The organism is Bradyrhizobium sp. (assembly GCF_049512235.1).
In the GTDB taxonomy this organism is placed as follows: domain Bacteria; phylum Pseudomonadota; class Alphaproteobacteria; order Rhizobiales; family Xanthobacteraceae; genus Bradyrhizobium.
In genome coordinates this window covers 1-15,588 of the sequence record NZ_JBEKXH010000120.1, presented here as the reverse complement: position 1 = coordinate 15,588, position 15,588 = coordinate 1, and the positions used below count along the sequence as shown (strand labels likewise).

Here is a 15,588-nt window from a genome sequence, read left to right as displayed (position 1 = left end):
CATGCGGCCAGGTCGCGATAGCGAACCCACCGATTTGTGATGAATTGCGGCTTTCGCAAATGCTAGCCTGTGGCGAATGGAACGCTGCGATCGAGCACATTCGATGCGCCTTCTGCCGGCGATTGTCTGCCTGACGCTATTTGCCGCGACGTTTGCCGCAGATGCGGAGCCGTTGCCTGCGCCGCATCAGGTTGACATTCCCGCGGACAACGGGACGCTGCACGCCCAGCTCTACAAACCAGAGGGTGACGGCCCTTTTCCAGTGGTCATCGCGCTGCACGCCTGTGGCGGATTGGCCGGCCGCACCGAGCCGGTGCTGCCGCGCTATCGCGAGTGGGCCGAGCAATTGTTGAAAGCGGGCGACGCGGTCTTGCTGCCGGACAGCTATGGTTCGCGCGAGCTCGGCCCGCAATGCCGCGTCAAGGAGCACTTGGTGCGCGCCCGCCGCGAACGGGTAGAGGACATTCTGGCATCCGGAAAATGGCTGGTGCAGCAACCCTGGGCCGCACGCGACCGCATCAGCCTTTTGGGTTGGGCCAATGGCGCCAGCGCGCTGTTGTGGGCGGTGCGCCCGCAACTGTCATCGCGTCGCATCGAGCCGGATTTCCGTTCCGCCATTGCCTTCTATCCCAATTGCCGGATCTCGTCGGGCCTGGGCTGGAGCGCGCGGGTTCCAACGCTGCTCTTGATCGGCGCCAAGGACGACGTCAGCTCGCCGCCGGCCTGCCGCCAGATGGTTGACGGCGCGCGTGGGCGCAGCGCTTTGGCGCGGATCGTGGTCTATCCCGGCGCCTATCACGATTTCGATCGCGCCAATCTTCCGCCTCACGCCATTGCTGCAACCTCCTCCGATGCGACGTTGCCGGAACGCGGCCATCTCGGCACCGACGATGAAGCGCGCGCCGATTCGCAAAAGCGCGTCGCCGAGTGGCTGGCCAGGTGAGTTTTCACTCTTCCGGCGCAGAGCGGGGAGAGGTTAAGTGCAGCTCAAACTAACCGGTTTAGGCATTGAATTTTCGGTCCCGCAATGACGTTAAACAGGGCGCCCACAAGGGGCGCCCTACGTCATGTCGATCTCGGTAGGGCGACCCTTGTGGTCGCCATGCTTCGTCGCCCCCCATCCAGCCTGTTTAATCCAAGGGGTTCAGCCAAAGGCCGGTAGCGAACTAAAACAAACTTCCCTGACCACCAGGCTTTGCAACGCGCCTGGGGGACTTCGGCTCGCCGGTAACCGGCTTAGCGGGACTCGCCGCCGGCCGGCCGGCATCGGCCGTAGCGGCGACGCGTCCATCGGCGAATTCCAGATCGAGCCGCCCGCCCGGTCCGATACTAGCTGCGGCGTGCACGGCATGGCCCTGCTCATCGCGCACCAGAACAAAACCGCGCGCCAGCACGCTGCGATAGGACAGTGCCCCCAGTAATTGGCTGCTGTGGGCGATTCGCGCCTGCAGCCGTTGCAAGCTGGTCGCGAGCGCGCGCCGCGCGCGCTCGGCGAGGCGCTGCGCGCGTTCGCGGTCGCGGGCGATTTTCTGGCGCTGCGCCTGCGCGTTGGCGAGCCTTGAGGTCTTCAGCCTGACCGCAAGTCCGGCAAAGCGATCCCGCCGGTATCGCAACAGCGAGGCCGTGGAATGGGTCAGCCGTTCGCCGGATACGGTCAGGCGGTGTCTGGCCTGGGCGACCTGCCCGCGCAGCACCCGCAAAGTAAGCCGGGCGCTAACTTGCGCGAAGCGGCGGAAATGGGCGTGGCTGTTGGCTCTCAAGGCGCGCGGCAGCGACGCGGCGGCGCCATCCAGCCGCTGCCGCGGGATCGCCAGAAGGTCGGTGGCGGCGGGTAGGGCACGGGTTGCCGCGCGTAGTTCGTGCCGGCGGCCCTCCTGGCCGCGCTGCCAGCAGAGCAGCGTCCGGCGCGCAAGCGCGGCCACCTCGACGAGCAGTTCTCGGCGCACCGGGACGGCCATTTCGGCCGCCGCCGTCGGCGTCGGCGCGCGCTTGTCGGCGGCGAAATCGATCAGCGTGATGTCGGTCTCGTGACCGACCGCCGAGATCAGCGGGATCATGCTGTCGGCGGCGGCGCGGACCACTATTTCCTCGTTGAAAGACCAGAGATCCTCCAGCGAGCCGCCGCCGCGCGCCACGATCAAGAGATCGGGGCGGGGAATCCCGCCGGATTGCGGCAAAGCGTTGAAGCCGCGGATCGCGGCTGCGATCTGTTCGGCCGAGCCTTCGCCCTGCACCCGCACCGGCCACACCAATACGCGGCGCGGAAAGCGGTCTTGCAATCGATGCAGGATATCGCGGATCACCGCGCCGGTCGGCGAAGTAACGACGCCGATCACTTCCGGCAGCCATGGCAACAACTGCTTGCGCGCCTCATCGAACAGCCCTTCGGCGGCAAGCTTGCGCTTGCGTGCTTCCATCAGCGCCATCAGCGCGCCGATCCCGGCGGGCTCGATCGCCTCGATCACGATCTGGTATTTCGACGAGCCGGGATAGGTGGTGAGCTTGCCGGTAGCGATGACCTCGAGCCCTTCCTGCGGCTTGAAGCGCATCCTGGCATGGGCGAATTTCCAGATCACCGCTTCGATCTTGGCGCCATCATCCTTGAGCGCGAAATAGCAGTGCCCGGAGGAATGCGGCCCGCGGAAACCTGTGATTTCGCCTCGCACCCGGACATGGCCGTAGGCGTCCTCCACCGTCCGCTTCAGGGCGGAGGACAGCTCGGACACCGTAAATTCAGGCGCGTTGATCAGGGCTTCGGCAGGGGGCATCGGCGTCGAATCGGACTTTCGAGGTTGGCGCCCAAGGTAGGGATTTTGGCCGGCGCCGCAAATCGGGTCTTGCAAAACAGATTACTCCATATTACAGAGTAATCTGTATTTAAAATTCAGAGGAGGGCTTCATGGCTGCCACGATCGTTTCCGCCGGCCTCAAGGTATTGATCTCAGGTTTCGCCGCCCTTGGCCTGGTCACGCTGCTGCTGACCGCGATGATCGCAAGGCCGGTCCGAGCGCCGCCGGAATTGGCTTCGATCTCCGAAGCTCGAAAGGCGGTTGATTTTTCCGGATTGCCGGACATCGAACGCTTCCAGGCCCGTGACGGCAGCTGGCTTGGCTTCCGCCATTATCCCGCGGGCCACCCCTCGACAGGCCGTGCGGCCATCGTGATTCACGGCTCGTCCGGCTCCAGCGGAACCACCATCCACGCGTTGTCGGCTGCGCTTTCGGCGCACGGCGTGGAAACCTACGCCGTGGACATTCGCGGCCATGGCGCGTCAGGGACCCGCGGCGATATCGCTTATCTCGGCCAGCTCGAGGACGATCTCGCCGATTTCGTCGCGGTCGTTCGTCAAACCACGCCAACCGCACCGCTCACTTTGATCGGCCACTCCGCCGGCGGCGGTTTTGCCTTGCGCGTCGCGGCCTCGCCGATCCAGAATTTGTTCGCGCGCACGGTGCTGCTGGCGCCCTATCTGGGCTGGGACGCCCCCACCAACCGGCCCAATTCCGGCGGCTGGGCCAGCCCGGATCTTCCCCGCATCATTGGATTGCTGGCGCTGCGCAAAATCGGGATCGACTGCTGCGAGGGGCTGCCGGTGCTGGCATTCGCCGTACCCCCAAATTCCGGAAAGATTCTGGTACCGACCTACAGCGATCGCCTGATGCGTAATTTCGCCAACCATCCTGACTTCCGCGCCGATCTCGCTGCCGCGACCAAGCCTCTCACGATTATCGCCGGCGCCGAGGATGAGTTGATGCTGGCGGACAAATATGCCGAGGCGGTGCGCGCCACTGCGCCATCGGTCAAGGTGCGGTTGATCGACGGCGTCAATCACATGGGCATTGTCAGCGATCCCAAAGCGGTCTCCGTCGTTGCCGACGACGTCGCGAGGTCGGGAGCGGACTCATGATCTACGGTTTAACCCTGGCGGGAGCCATCCATTCTGCGCTGGCCCTCACCAGCATCGCCGTCGGCCTGATCCAGTTGCGGCGCCGCAAGGGCGGCGCGCCGCATCGCGCGCGGGGCTATGCCTATGTCTGTGCCACGCTGATCGCTGACGGCGCGGCCATGCTGATTTATCAGTTCACCGGCCGATTCAACATTTTTCATGTCGGTGCCGTCGTCAATCTGGTCACCATCGCGGCCGGCATGGTCCCGCTGTTGCAAATTCCGCGTCCGCCGAATTGGATGCTTCGGCACTATTATTGTATGTCATGGTCCTATGTCGGTCTGCTGGCCGCCGCCCTGAGCGAGTTCGTGGTGCGCAGCACCTATCTCGCCAGCCGGGAGCAGGTCTGGATAGTTACTGCCGCGACAACCATGGTTGTGACGGCGATCGGTTACGTCCTGATCGAACGCCATCGACCGGCTTCGGATAGCCAGCCGATTCAGCACGAGGTCGTGCGATAATGATCGATCGCCAGCAGGCCAGCGAGGCGCTCAGCGAAATCAGCGATATGACGCGCCGGGTCCGGCAGTCAACGATCTACCAGCTCGCCAGCCTGTTCATGATTTTATGGGGTGCCCTGACCTTTGCCGGCTATATCGTGACCTATCTGTATCCTCGCCAAGCCGGCTATGCGTGGATCGCGGTCTATGTCGCGGGGACCGCGGCTTCATTCCCGATCAGCGCGTTCGGCTATCCCAGCACCCGAATCCGGACCATCGATGTCCGGACGCTGGTCGCCTTCCTGCTGTTCATCGCCTTCGGGATCTTCTGCTGCTGGTTCGGCCATTTCACGCCACGTCAGCAGGGAACGTTCTGGCCACTCTATTGCATGCTGATCTACACCATTGTCGGCTTGTGGGTCGGACCGGCCTTCGTCGCGATCGGCCTCGGCATCACGGCGCTGACCCTGATCGGCTATTTCTTCATCGGCCCCGCCTTCGATCTGTGGATGGCGTTCGTCAATGGCGGTGGCCTGATCCTGGGCGGGCTCTGGATGCGCCGGAGCTAGCGCCATGGCCGAACTCGACGAGATCATTCACCAGCCGCTGCGGCTGAAGATCATGGCGGCGCTGAACGCGCTGCCGGCCGGCGCTGGACTGGAATTCTCCAAGCTGAAAAAGCTGACCGGCGCCACAGACGGTAATCTCGGCGCCCACATCGAAACCCTGGCCAAGGCCGGTTATGTCGCGGTCGACAAGGCCTTTGTCGGCAAGAAGCCGCAGACCACCGTGACCGCTTCGGCTACCGGTCGCGCCGCGTTCGCCCGCCATGTCGCGACGCTGCAGGAAATCATCGCGGCCTCGGGTCGGCCGGCCTAGGCTCGCTCATCCTCTTCCTGAATGACGCCTCAAAATTTTTCAATCTAAGATTGTAAATTATTATAATGCAATCAAGCGCCGGAAAAGCCGCGCCAAAACCGCGAAAATGCGATTAATCGCAGTGTCATGAGCGAAACGGGGGTCGGCGAAGTCCGTCCCTGGCCAGACAGGATCTAACCGGTTAGGCGTCGAATTTAACCGGACTCTCCCTGTTGCGGGGGCCCTTGCGGGGAGAGGGGGACTCGTGCGACCGACGCGGTAGGCGCCCCCTCATCCGGTTGCTTGTCATGCATATTCTCCTGCTCGGTTCCGGCGGCCGCGAACACGCTTTGGCGTGGAAAATCGCGGCCTCGCCGCTTCTGACAAAACTCTGGTGCGCGCCCGGCAACGCCGGCATCGCGCGCGAGGCCGAATGCGTGGCGCTCGATATCGCCGACCATGCCGCGGTGATCGATTTCTGCCGACGCAACGCAGTGGAGTTTGTCGTGGTCGGGCCGGATGCGCCGATTGCCGCGGGCATCGTCGACGATCTCGACGCGGCTGGCTTCAAGGCCTTCGGACCAACCAAGGCGGCGGGGCGGCTTGAGAGTTCGAAAACCTTCACCAAGGAACTGTGCCGCGCCAACAACATTCCGACCGCGGCCTATCGGCATTTCACCGACCCCGAAGCCGCGCGGGCTTACGTCCGTGCGCAGGGTGCGCCGATCGTGGTCAAGGCCGACGGCCTTGCCGCCGGCAAAGGCGTGGTGGTGGCTGCCACCGAGGACGAAGCCATCGCGGCCGTCGACATGATGTTCGGCGGTGGTTTCGGCGAAGCCGGCGCCGAGGTCGTGATCGAGGAATTCATGCTGGGCGAGGAAGCCTCCTTCTTCGCACTGTGCGACGGCGAACACGCGCTGCCGCTGGCGACCGCGCAGGATCACAAGCGCGCTTTCGATGGCGACAGGGGACCGAACACCGGGGGCATGGGCGCTTATTCGCCAGCGCCCATCATGACCGAGGCGATGTGCGCTCGCGTGATGGAAGAGATGATCATGCCGACGCTGCGGGCATTGCAGGCGATGGGATCGCCCTACCGGGGTGTGCTCTATACCGGCGTGATGGTCACAACAGAGGGACCGAAGCTTGTCGAGTACAATGCCCGCTTCGGCGATCCGGAATGCCAGGTGCTGATGCTGCGGATGATGTCGGATGTGCTGCCGGCGCTGATCGCCTGCGCTGACGGACAGTTGAAACATTTCAGCCTGCGCTGGTTCGACGATGTCGCGCTGACGGTGATCATGGCCACCAGGGGCTATCCCGGTGAGTGCGGCAAGGGCTCGGTCATCGAAGGCCTCGATGAGGCGGCCGCGATCGAAGGCGTCGAACTATTTCATGCCGGGACCAAGGCCGACGGCGACAGGATTCTCGCCAATGGCGGGCGGGTGCTGAACGTGTGCGCGTTGGGCAAGACCGTCACGGAAGCGCAGCGCCGCGCCTATCAGGCGGTCGATCGCATCAAATGGCCTGACGGATTCTGCCGCCGCGATATCGGCTGGCAGGCAGTGCAACGCGAGCAGGCGGGCGGGTAGTCACGCGCCGTTGTTGCTGACGGCCTCCAACCTTCCGCCTCAAAGCAAATCGCCACCTGCCGCCGACGCCGTGGTGCCGTGCTCACGAAAAGCCTTGATGACGTTGCGGCCGACTTTCCACTTGTGTACTTCGTCGGGACCGTCGACCAGCCGCTGCGAGCGCACCTGGGTGTACCACTTCGCCAGCACGGTATCTTGGCTGTAGCCCAGCGCGCCGTGCAACTGAATCGCGGTGTCGATCACCTTGTGCACCATGTGGGCGAGATACACTTTTGCGATCGAGTTTTCCTGGGTCAGGTCCATGCCCTTTTCCGCCTTGTAGGCGATGTGCAGCAGCATCAGCCGCCCGATATAGAGCTGGCTCGCGCATTCGGCGAGCATGAACTGCACCGCCTGACGGTCGGCGAGCAGTACGCCGAAGGTCGATCGTCCGGTCACGTGGGCGACCGCCATGTCGAGCGCGCGCTGGGCCTTTGCGATGTTGTGCATGCCATGCCGCAAGCGCCCATAGGCGAGGCGATGCTGGCCCATATTAAAACCGTTGCCTTCGCCGCCGAGCAGATTGTCGGCGGGCACTATGAGGTCTTTGATCTCGATTTCGGAATGGCCGCCGGCAAGTTCATCGTAATGCGCGCCCTCGATCGCCATGTTCTTGATATTGCGCTTGATCCGGTAGCCGGGGTTCGGCAATTCCACGATAAAGGTTGAAAACTGCTTGTGACGCGGCGCATTCGGATCGGTCTTGGCCATCACCAATGCAATATCGGCGACGCTGGCGGACGAGGAAAACCATTTCTCGCCATTGAGAATGTAATTTTCATTGCCGTCCTTCTCGGCGCGGGTCTGCATGCCCGTGGCGTCGGCGCCGGCGGCTTTTTCCGTCATCGAAAAACAGATCCGCTTTTCACCGTTGAGCAGCGGTCTTAAGAATTTTTCCTTCTGGTATTCGGTGCCGTGGGCGAGGATGGTCAGCATCGAAGCATCGTCGGGCCCCTGCGTGTTCATCGACAGCGCGCCGAGCGAGCTCTCGCCGAGTTCCATCTGCACCAGCGCATTGGCAAGCGGGCCAAGGCCCATGCCGCCATACTCCTTGGGGACGAACGGGCACCACAGCCCTTGCGCGCGCGCTCTGGTCCGCAGTTGACCCAGCACTTCGTCGAACGGTTTAGAGTCCAGATCCTTCTCGGCGGGAATGCATTCTTCCTGCACCCATTTGCGGACTTTCTCGCGGATTGCCCTGGCCTCGGCCGGGATTTCGAAATCGATCGACATGACATTTCCTCGTTTTGGTTGATTGATGATCGAGCTTGTGGGATGGCTTATATCCGGGTCGAGCCGGCGGCAACGGCAAAAAAATTGAAGCAACGTCGTCACATCCGGGCCAGCGGGGTATCCAGCATGCCGCGGCGTCTGTTGTCGTTGCCGATGTTGGTGTTTACTGGATCATCCGCTGCAGCCCGTCATCGGGCCGCGCATGGCGCCGACCCGGTGACGGATGATGATGTGAGAGTTTGAAAATGCCCGATCTTGCCGACCTCTATCCCGGTTACGCCCCACATTGGATCAACACCTCATCAGGACGCATTTTCGCCCGCGTCGGCGGCAACGGGCCGCCACTGTTGCTGCTGCACGGCTTTTCGGAGACCCACGTGATGTGGCATCGCGTGGCGCCACAGCTTGCCGACAAGTTCACTCTGATCATCGCCGATCTGCCGGGCTATGGCTGGTCGGATATGCCGGACAGCGACGCGGATCATACGCCCTACACCAAGCGCGCCATGGCGCGAACCATGATCGAGGCGATGGAGCAACTCGGCTATGTGCATTTTGGTTTGGCCGGCCACGATCGCGGCGGCCGCGTCGCCTATCGGCTGGCGCTCGATCATCCCGGCCGGCTGTCGAAGCTCGCGGTGCTGGATATTCTGCCGACCTATGACTACTGGGCCCGGATGAACCGCCTTTATGCGCTGAAGATCTATCACTGGACCTTTCTGGCGCAGCCTCAGCCCTTGCCGGAGACGCTGATCGGCGGCAATCCGGATTTCTTCCTGCGCCAGAAGATGGCGAGCCAGACCAAAAAGAAAAATCTCGACGCCATCGACCCGCGCGCGCTGGCGCATTATCTGGCGGCGATCCGCGATCCTTCGCGGGTGCATGCGATGTGCGAGGATTATCGCGCCGGCGCCTATGCCGACTACGAGATCGACAAGGCGGACCGCGACGCCGGCAACAAGATCACGATCCCGATGCTGGCGCTGTGGGGCGATGCCGGCGTCGCCTCTGCCGCGGCCACCCCGCTCGACAGCTGGAGAACATGGGCGACCAATGTCGCGGGTAAGCCGGTCGATTCCGGCCACTTTCTCACCGAGGAAAACCCGGATGCGACCGCGAAGGCGCTGCGGGAGTTTTATCTGGCGTCGTGATGGGCGCAAGCAGAGCCCGCAATATGGCTCGTCTTACCCGCGAAAGCGGGTCTCCAGTACGCTACGGCCGGCCAATTTCCGGCGTCTCTGGGATACTGGATCATCCGCTTTCGCGGATGATGACAGCAGTGTTCCAGTCGCTGTCGGCGCATCACCGCCTTGCCTTGAAAAAATCCCGCAACAGCGTCGCCGCTTCGCGCTCGCCCACGGCCGAATAGACATCAGGGACGTGATGGCAGGTCGGCTGGGCAAAGAACCGCACGCCGGATTCCACCGCGCCGCCCTTGGGATCGGCCGCGCCGTAATAGAGCCGCCTTAGCCTCGCAAACGAGATGGCGCCCGCGCACATTGTGCACGGCTCCAGCGTGACGTAGATGTCGCAATCGACCAGCCGCTCGGTGCCGATGGTTTCAGCGGCTTGCCTGATCGCCAATATCTCGGCATGCGCGGTCGGATCGCGGTCGGTCAGCGTGCGGTTGGCGGCCGTGGCGATGACCTCGTAATCACGCACGATCACGCATCCGATCGGTACTTCGCCGGATTTTCCGGCGTTTTCCGCCGATTTCAGCGCCAAATCCATGAAAGAGGGGACGGTCATGCCTCGTATCATCAGAAGAAACCTGCTAATAGATTAAGCCTTCAGCAAAAGTGGATACCGGTTTTGCGTGAGAATGCGGCCCGAACCAGAGGGCGCGCATGATGCTCTTTGTACCTTCACCCGAAGCGAGACCCTTCATGCCCCGCGATAGCGATAAAAACAATGATTCCCGCGGCAAGCGCGATCGGCCCGCGGGCGGCAAGAACCGCTCCGGCGCGGCCCGGGGACCGGACAAGAAATTCGCCAAGCGCGGGTTTGCCGGCAAGAGCGAGGGTGACAAGCGTCCCTATGCCGCCAGGCCCGAGGGCGCCCGATCATTTGATAAGAAGCCCTATTCGGGCTCCGGCAAACCGTACGCCGGCAAACGCGAAGGCGCTCCACCCCGCCGTGGCGGTGATGCTCCGCGCCGAGATTATGGTGATGCTCCTCGTCCTGCACGCTTCAACCGGGATGAGCTTCCCCGCCGCGACGACCGTGGCGGGGAAGAGCGCCCACACACGCCGCGCGGCGATCGTCCGAACGCCAATCGCGAGGACCGTGCACCGCGCTCCGATCGTGGCGACGCCCGCCCTGCCTCGCGTTTTTCCGAGAAGAAATTCGGCGACCGGAAGCCTTACGCGCCGCGGAAGGGCGGTGGTGAGAAGCGAGCCCATGCGCCGCGCGGCGAAGGCTTCCGCAAGGACGGCGAACGTCCCCGAGGAGATCGCCCTTACGCGGCGCGGCCGTCGCGGGATGGCGATCGATCCGAGCGGAAATTTAGCGGCGAAAAAAATAAGTTTTCCCGAGGCGCGCCAGACCGCGGGCCGCGTAAGGATTTCGGCAGCCGTGGCCGAGACACAGGAGATCGCGGCTCCGATCGTGGCGATTCCAAACCGTGGCAGAAGCGCGACGCCAGTTCGCCCGATCATGCCGGGCGCAATTCCCGCCCATCCCGCGATGGCGCGCGGAGTTATGACAAGCCCCGATTGGACAAGCCGCGGGATGGGCGCGCCGGCGATGAGCGCCCGCGGTTTTCGCGCTCGCGCGAGGATCGCCCGTTTCGCGAGCGGCCCAAGCTCGATCGTCCGCGCGAGGACCGCAAGGAGCGTCCGAAATTCGAGCGCCCCCGCGAAGGCCGCAGCGCCTGGCAAGAGCATCCGCGCAGTGAACCACGCTCGTTTGACCGCGATGCCGATCGGCCGCGCCGCGACAACGAGGACGACGGCAAGGTTTTTGCAAAACGCCCGGCGTTCGGTGGCCGCGGCGCCTATCGCGAGCGTGCGCCGGATGAGCGGCGTACGCCGCGTCCGCCGCGCGAAAAGAAATCCGGCGAGCGGATCGCCAAGGTGGTGTCGCGCGCCGGCCTCGCCTCGCGCCGCGACGCCGAGGAATGGATCGTGCAGGGCCGCGTCACCGTCAATGGCCGCGTCATCAATTCGCCGGCGCTCGACGTCACCCCCAATGATGTCGTCACCGTCGACGGCAAGCCGTTGCCGCCGCGCGAGCGCACCCGGCTGTTTTTGTTTCACAAGCCGCGCGGCCTGATGACCACCCATGCCGACCCCGAAGGTCGGCCGACCGTGTTCGACAATTTGCCGGAGGGGCTGCCGCGGCTGATCTCAATCGGCCGGCTCGACTTCAATACCGAGGGCCTGTTGCTGCTGACCAATGATGGCGGGCTGGCGCGGGCGCTGGAATTGCCCGATACCGGATGGCTGCGGCGCTATCGCGTTCGCGCCCATGGCGAGGTGACGCAGGCCCAGCTCGATGAATTGAAAAACGGCATCGAGGTCGACGGCGTCAAATATGGCCCGATCGATGCAACCCTGGAGCGCGACCAGGGCGCCAATGTCTGGCTGGTGTTTGCGATCCGCGAGGGCAAGAACCGCGAGGTCCGCAATGTGCTGGCGCATCTCGGTCTCGAGGTGAACCGGCTGATCCGGGTGTCGTATGGTCCATTCCAGTTGGCCGAGCTCGGCGAAGGCGAAGTCGAGGAGGTCAAGACGCGGGTGCTGCGCGACCAACTCGGCGAAAAGATTGCCGCGCTGGCGGGCGCGGATTTCAACCGGCCGATGCAGGGCGAAGCCGCTGCCAAAACCGAGGATGAAGCGGCCGATGCGCCGGCCGACAAAAAGCCGTTCAGGCCCGCCGGCAAGAGCGCGTTGATCGCCGACCGCAAGGGCCGTCGCGTGCTGGTGCAGCGCACCGGCAGCGAGGAAGCCCGCGCGCGCAATGAAGCCGAGGCCAACGGCTACGGGCCGCCCCGCCGTCCGCAGCGCGGCTACCACGGCAAGCGCGATCTCAAGCCAAGGGACGAGTAGTGAATGCGCGTCGTCGGCGGGCGATTGAAGGGCCGCACCCTGGCGTCGCCCGCCTCGCGCGACATTCGTCCCACCGCCGACCGGTTGCGCGAGTCGCTGTTCAATATTCTGATCCATGCCTATGACGATCCGATTGAGGACGCCCGCGTGCTCGACCTGTTCGCCGGCACCGGCGCGCTCGGCATCGAGGCGATCTCGCGCGGGGCCAAATTCGCGCTGTTCGTCGATAACGGCACCGAAGCCCGCGCGCTGTTGCGCAACAATGTGGAGGCTCTGGGCTTGGGCGGCGTGACGAAAGTGTACCGCCGCGACGCCACCCGTCTCGGCCCGGCGCATCCGATGGAGCCGTTCGCGCTGGTGTTCCTCGATCCACCCTATCGCATGCAGCTGGCCGAAAAGGCGCTGGTGTCGTTGCGCGATGGTGGCTGGCTCACACCGGGCGCGCTGCTGGTGGTCGAAGAGGCAAAAGCGGCGGAGTTAGTGGCGCCGGAAGGTTTCGGACAGCTGGAGCGGCGCGTGTATGACGACACCGAATTTACATTCTTGCGCGTGTTTGCGTAGGGAGGGCAAAACCATTGGGTCGCGCGAACGCGCGAACCGATGGCGTGCCACCAATGCCGCAAACTCTGCATGGTTTCGGTGCGCACGGCGCAAAGGGCGCCTTTGCCCGCCTTGCGAACCGAGCCGCTCGCCCAACCACCACTCCTCATGCCCGGCTTCAAGCGGGGCACCCAGTATTCCAGAGACGCCAACGATTGATCACGAACGGCCCGGCGTACTGGGTCGCCCGGTCAAGCCGGGCGATGACAGCCGGGTATGCGGATGCGGCGGCCTCACCTGCGCCCGAACAGCTTCTCGATGTCACTCAGTTTGAGCTCCACGTAAGTCGGCCGGCCGTGATTGCACTGGCCGGAATTCGGGGTTTCTTCCATCTCGCGCAGCAGCGCGTTCATCTCTTCCGGCTTGAGCCTTCGGCCCGCACGCACCGAGCCGTGGCAAGCCATGGTGGCGGCGACATACATCAGCCGACGTTCCAGCGGCAGCGCCTCGTCCCATTCCGCCATGTGCTCGGCGAGGTCGCGCAGCAAGCCGCTTGCATCGCTTTTGCCGAGCAGCGAGGGCGTCTCGCGCACCGCCACCGCGCCCGGGCCGAAGGATTCGATCGCAAGTCCGAACGAGCAAAGCTCCTCGGCGCGGTCGACCAGCCGCTCCACGACAGCCTCGTCGAGTTCGACGATTTCCGGAATCAAAAGGATCTGCCGCTGCACGCCATGACGCGCCAGCGATGCTTTCAATTTTTCATAGACGATGCGTTCATGCGCGGCGTGCTGGTCGACCACCACGAGGCCGTCGCGGGTCTGCGACACGATATAGGTCTCGTGAATTTGCGTCCGTGCCGCGCCCAGCGGACGATCGAGCAGATCGGTTGGTGCGGCGTCTTCAAAACGCACATCCGCTGAGGGCGCGCCGACATCGAACGCGGTCTGTCCGGGTTCGGCCAAGGCGGTTGCGGCCGCACCCTCGAAGGCGGGCCGCGGTCCGACCGGGTAGGCCGGCGATCGCCGCCAGTCCCAATTGGCACGCCGCTCGAAGGGCGGACGGAACGCGGAAATGGCCGCGCCATCGCTGTTGGCGGCGGTGCGCCGGCCCTCGCGGGCAAGGCCGTCCTTCAGCGCGTGCACGATCAGGGCACGGACCAGGCCGGCGTTGCGGAATCGGACCTCGGTCTTGGCCGGATGCACATTGGCGTCGACCCCTGCGGGATCGAGCGTCACGAACAACGCCACCACCGGATGACGGTCGCGCGGCAGATAGTCGGAATAGGCCGCGCGCACCGCGCCCAGGATCAGTCGGTCGCGCACCGGCCGGCCGTTGACGAACAGATATTGCCCGAGCGCATTGGCCCGGGTCAGCGCGGGGGCGGCCGCAAAACCTTCGACCACGACGCCTTCGCGCTCGGCCCGCACCTCGATGGCACAGGAACGAAACTCGCTGCCCAGGATATCGCCGAGCCGGGTCAGCCGGCCGCTCGTGCCGGGCAGCGCCGCGGCCCAGGTGACCGGCGCGCGTTCCTCGCCGGCCAGCGTGAAGGCGATGTCGGGCCGCGCCATGGCAAGCCGCCGCACCACTTCGCGGATGGCTTCAGCCTCGGTGCGATCGGTCTTGAGAAATTTCAGCCGCGCCGGCGTCGCATGGAACAGATCCGAGACCTCGACTCGGGTGCCCTGGCTCAGGGCTGCCGGCATGATGGCGGATTTCTCGCCGCCTTCGACCGAAAGCGACCAGGCATGCGGCTCGCTCAAATGGCGCGTGGTGATGCCGAGCCGCGCCACCGCGCCGATCGAGGGCAGCGCCTCGCCGCGAAAGCCCAGGGTGCGGATGCGCAACAGGTCTTCGTCGTCGAGTTTGGATGTGGCATGGCGATCGACCGCCAATGCCAGATCGGAAGCGGTCATGCCGCTGCCGTCGTCAGTGATGCCGATCCGCCGCCTTCCGCCGCCATCGCTGAAAATGTCGATCCGGCCGGCGCCGGCGTCGATGGCGTTCTCCACCAGTTCCTTGACCACGCTGGCGGGACGCTCGACCACTTCGCCGGCGGCGATGCGGTTGACGAGCTGTTCGGGGAGCTGGCGGACGGGCATGGGTTCGAAGCGACTCGGGCGAAAGCGGAGGCTCAATCTAGGGGCTTTTGCCGGATGGCGGGAGGCCGGTGCGCAAAGGCCAGGCGACTTTCTGCAAACTCTCCCCATTGTTCACCATTGTTGACCGGGCGGGGAGGCCCGATGTCACAAAAAGGCTTGCCCGAGCAAGGGGATGGCGCCAGCCCGCGCGCTCTTGGTCTGCGGCCTAAAGGCCATGACGGGAACATTGTGAGCTGTGCCGGCCGGGTATATCGTTTGCCGAGGCCAACAAAATAAAAAAGCCAAATAAGAAAAAAGCCAAACGAAGATGGGAGGATGCCGATGTGCCAGCTGTTCGCTCACCAGCCGCAACGGAACTATCAATCGCAGACCCGGTCGCTTCGCATCGGTGGCCATTCGACCTCGATCCGCCTGGAGATGGCGTTCTGGGATACGCTGGAGGAAATCGCGGGCAAGGAAGACATGAGTCTTGCGAAATTCCTGACGCGTCTGCACACCGAGGTTCTCGAGCATTGCGGCGAAGTGCCTAATTTTGCCTCGCTGCTGCGCTGCTCGTGCCTGATCTATCGATCGAAGGTTGCAGCGGTTCCCGCCCATTTCCTCGATGGCCCCGCGCCGAGGCTGGTCGCGGCGGAATAGTGGCATCTTGGGCCAGACGTCAAATCGATCGATTCGGATAGGGTTCTCCCCGATATGCGCTAGCTTAAGCGCGCCAGTCAGGTGGCCCCAACTCTCTCACTCCCTCTCCCCGCTTCTTTAGCGCGGGAGAGGGTGGGGTGAGGGGACCAC

Annotated in this window: 14 protein-coding genes; 10 read left to right on the top strand and 4 right to left on the bottom strand. The window is 64.2% G+C overall.

Annotation, left to right across the window (positions count from 1 at the left end; genetic code table 11):
• The first annotated feature begins 103 nt into the window (after window positions 1-103).
• A complete protein-coding gene (locus ABSG20_RS13605) occupies window positions 104-943 on the top strand; it encodes a dienelactone hydrolase family protein (RefSeq protein ID WP_423865023.1) in 840 nt (279 codons plus the stop codon).
• 223 nt (window positions 944-1,166) lie between these two features.
• Here the strand turns inward: ABSG20_RS13605 and xseA are convergent, their stop codons facing one another.
• Entirely contained in the window at window positions 1,167-2,768 is a 1,602-nt protein-coding gene (gene xseA, locus ABSG20_RS13600; protein ID WP_423865022.1) for an exodeoxyribonuclease VII large subunit, read from the bottom strand.
• Window positions 2,769-2,899: 131 nt separating this feature from the next.
• On the opposite strand from xseA, the gene ABSG20_RS13595 reads away from it, so the two are divergent.
• The 5 genes from ABSG20_RS13595 to purD all read left to right on the top strand — a co-directional run bounded on the left by ABSG20_RS13595 (window position 2,900) and on the right by purD (window position 6,836).
• Complete coding sequence (locus ABSG20_RS13595; RefSeq protein ID WP_423865021.1) at window positions 2,900-3,907, top strand: alpha/beta hydrolase; 1,008 nt, start codon at window positions 2,900-2,902, stop codon at window positions 3,905-3,907.
• Window positions 3,904-4,407 (top strand): DUF2306 domain-containing protein, encoded by a 504-nt coding sequence (locus tag ABSG20_RS13590; protein WP_423865020.1) that lies wholly within the window; start codon window positions 3,904-3,906, stop codon window positions 4,405-4,407. The genes ABSG20_RS13595 and ABSG20_RS13590 overlap by 4 nt, the downstream gene beginning before the upstream one ends.
• Window positions 4,407-4,955 (top strand): hypothetical protein, encoded by a 549-nt coding sequence (locus tag ABSG20_RS13585; protein WP_423865019.1) that lies wholly within the window; start codon window positions 4,407-4,409, stop codon window positions 4,953-4,955. Before ABSG20_RS13590 ends, ABSG20_RS13585 begins: the two co-directional genes overlap by 1 nt.
• 4 nt (window positions 4,956-4,959) lie before the next feature.
• Window positions 4,960-5,265 (top strand): winged helix-turn-helix domain-containing protein, encoded by a 306-nt coding sequence (locus ABSG20_RS13580; protein WP_423865018.1) that lies wholly within the window; start codon window positions 4,960-4,962, stop codon window positions 5,263-5,265.
• Window positions 5,266-5,552: 287 nt separating this feature from the next.
• Window positions 5,553-6,836, top strand: coding sequence for a phosphoribosylamine--glycine ligase (gene purD, locus ABSG20_RS13575; RefSeq protein ID WP_423865017.1), 1,284 nt, complete (start codon window positions 5,553-5,555; stop codon window positions 6,834-6,836).
• A gap of 39 nt (window positions 6,837-6,875) precedes the next feature.
• Here the strand turns inward: purD and ABSG20_RS13570 are convergent, their stop codons facing one another.
• Window positions 6,876-8,108 (bottom strand): acyl-CoA dehydrogenase family protein, encoded by a 1,233-nt coding sequence (locus ABSG20_RS13570; RefSeq protein WP_423865016.1) that lies wholly within the window; start codon window positions 8,106-8,108, stop codon window positions 6,876-6,878.
• A 245-nt stretch (window positions 8,109-8,353) separates the two neighbouring features.
• Between ABSG20_RS13570 and ABSG20_RS13565 the strand changes: the two genes are divergently transcribed.
• Window positions 8,354-9,259, top strand: coding sequence for an alpha/beta fold hydrolase (locus tag ABSG20_RS13565; protein WP_423865015.1), 906 nt, complete (start codon window positions 8,354-8,356; stop codon window positions 9,257-9,259).
• A 151-nt stretch (window positions 9,260-9,410) separates the two neighbouring features.
• Here the strand turns inward: ABSG20_RS13565 and ABSG20_RS13560 are convergent, their stop codons facing one another.
• Window positions 9,411-9,857, bottom strand: a complete 447-nt coding sequence (locus tag ABSG20_RS13560; protein WP_423865014.1) for a nucleoside deaminase — start codon at window positions 9,855-9,857, stop codon at window positions 9,411-9,413.
• 137 nt (window positions 9,858-9,994) lie between these two features.
• Here ABSG20_RS13560 and ABSG20_RS13555 point away from each other — a divergent pair, with 137 nt between their 5' ends.
• Together ABSG20_RS13555 and rsmD are read left to right on the top strand one after the other, a co-directional pair.
• Entirely contained in the window at window positions 9,995-12,157 is a 2,163-nt protein-coding gene (locus ABSG20_RS13555; RefSeq protein ID WP_423865013.1) for a pseudouridine synthase, read from the top strand.
• Window positions 12,158-12,160: 3 nt separating this feature from the next.
• Window positions 12,161-12,718 carry a 16S rRNA (guanine(966)-N(2))-methyltransferase RsmD gene (gene rsmD, locus ABSG20_RS13550; RefSeq protein WP_423865012.1) on the top strand — a complete coding sequence of 186 codons (558 nt, stop codon included), beginning with the start codon at window positions 12,161-12,163 and terminating at the stop codon, window positions 12,716-12,718.
• A 272-nt stretch (window positions 12,719-12,990) separates the two neighbouring features.
• Here rsmD and mutL read toward each other — a convergent pair whose 3' ends face one another.
• Window positions 12,991-14,799 (bottom strand): DNA mismatch repair endonuclease MutL, encoded by a 1,809-nt coding sequence (mutL, locus tag ABSG20_RS13545; protein ID WP_423865011.1) that lies wholly within the window; start codon window positions 14,797-14,799, stop codon window positions 12,991-12,993.
• 321 nt (window positions 14,800-15,120) lie between these two features.
• Between mutL and ABSG20_RS13540 the strand changes: the two genes are divergently transcribed.
• A complete protein-coding gene (locus tag ABSG20_RS13540; protein WP_423865010.1) occupies window positions 15,121-15,438 on the top strand; it encodes a ribbon-helix-helix domain-containing protein in 318 nt (105 codons plus the stop codon).
• The last annotated feature ends 150 nt before the right edge of the window (window positions 15,439-15,588 follow it).

What these genes read in the sequence shown, in the direction of transcription:
- ABSG20_RS13540 (WP_423865010.1), top strand. Translation starts at nt 15,121, where the DNA reads ATGTGCCAGCTGTTCGCTCACCAGCCGCAACGGAACTATCAATCGCAG.
- ABSG20_RS13580 (WP_423865018.1), top strand. Translation starts at nt 4,960, where the DNA reads ATGGCCGAACTCGACGAGATCATTCACCAGCCGCTGCGGCTGAAGATC.
- ABSG20_RS13565 (WP_423865015.1), top strand. Translation starts at nt 8,354, where the DNA reads ATGCCCGATCTTGCCGACCTCTATCCCGGTTACGCCCCACATTGGATC.
- ABSG20_RS13555 (WP_423865013.1), top strand. Translation starts at nt 9,995, where the DNA reads ATGCCCCGCGATAGCGATAAAAACAATGATTCCCGCGGCAAGCGCGAT.
- ABSG20_RS13585 (WP_423865019.1), top strand. Translation starts at nt 4,407, where the DNA reads ATGATCGATCGCCAGCAGGCCAGCGAGGCGCTCAGCGAAATCAGCGAT.
- ABSG20_RS13595 (WP_423865021.1), top strand. Translation starts at nt 2,900, where the DNA reads ATGGCTGCCACGATCGTTTCCGCCGGCCTCAAGGTATTGATCTCAGGT.
- rsmD (WP_423865012.1), top strand. Translation starts at nt 12,161, where the DNA reads ATGCGCGTCGTCGGCGGGCGATTGAAGGGCCGCACCCTGGCGTCGCCC.
- ABSG20_RS13560 (WP_423865014.1), bottom strand. Translation starts at nt 9,857, where the DNA reads ATGACCGTCCCCTCTTTCATGGATTTGGCGCTGAAATCGGCGGAAAAC.
- ABSG20_RS13605 (WP_423865023.1), top strand. Translation starts at nt 104, where the DNA reads ATGCGCCTTCTGCCGGCGATTGTCTGCCTGACGCTATTTGCCGCGACG.
- purD (WP_423865017.1), top strand. Translation starts at nt 5,553, where the DNA reads ATGCATATTCTCCTGCTCGGTTCCGGCGGCCGCGAACACGCTTTGGCG.
- ABSG20_RS13590 (WP_423865020.1), top strand. Translation starts at nt 3,904, where the DNA reads ATGATCTACGGTTTAACCCTGGCGGGAGCCATCCATTCTGCGCTGGCC.
- mutL (WP_423865011.1), bottom strand. Translation starts at nt 14,799, where the DNA reads ATGCCCGTCCGCCAGCTCCCCGAACAGCTCGTCAACCGCATCGCCGCC.
- xseA (WP_423865022.1), bottom strand. Translation starts at nt 2,768, where the DNA reads ATGCCCCCTGCCGAAGCCCTGATCAACGCGCCTGAATTTACGGTGTCC.
- ABSG20_RS13570 (WP_423865016.1), bottom strand. Translation starts at nt 8,108, where the DNA reads ATGTCGATCGATTTCGAAATCCCGGCCGAGGCCAGGGCAATCCGCGAG.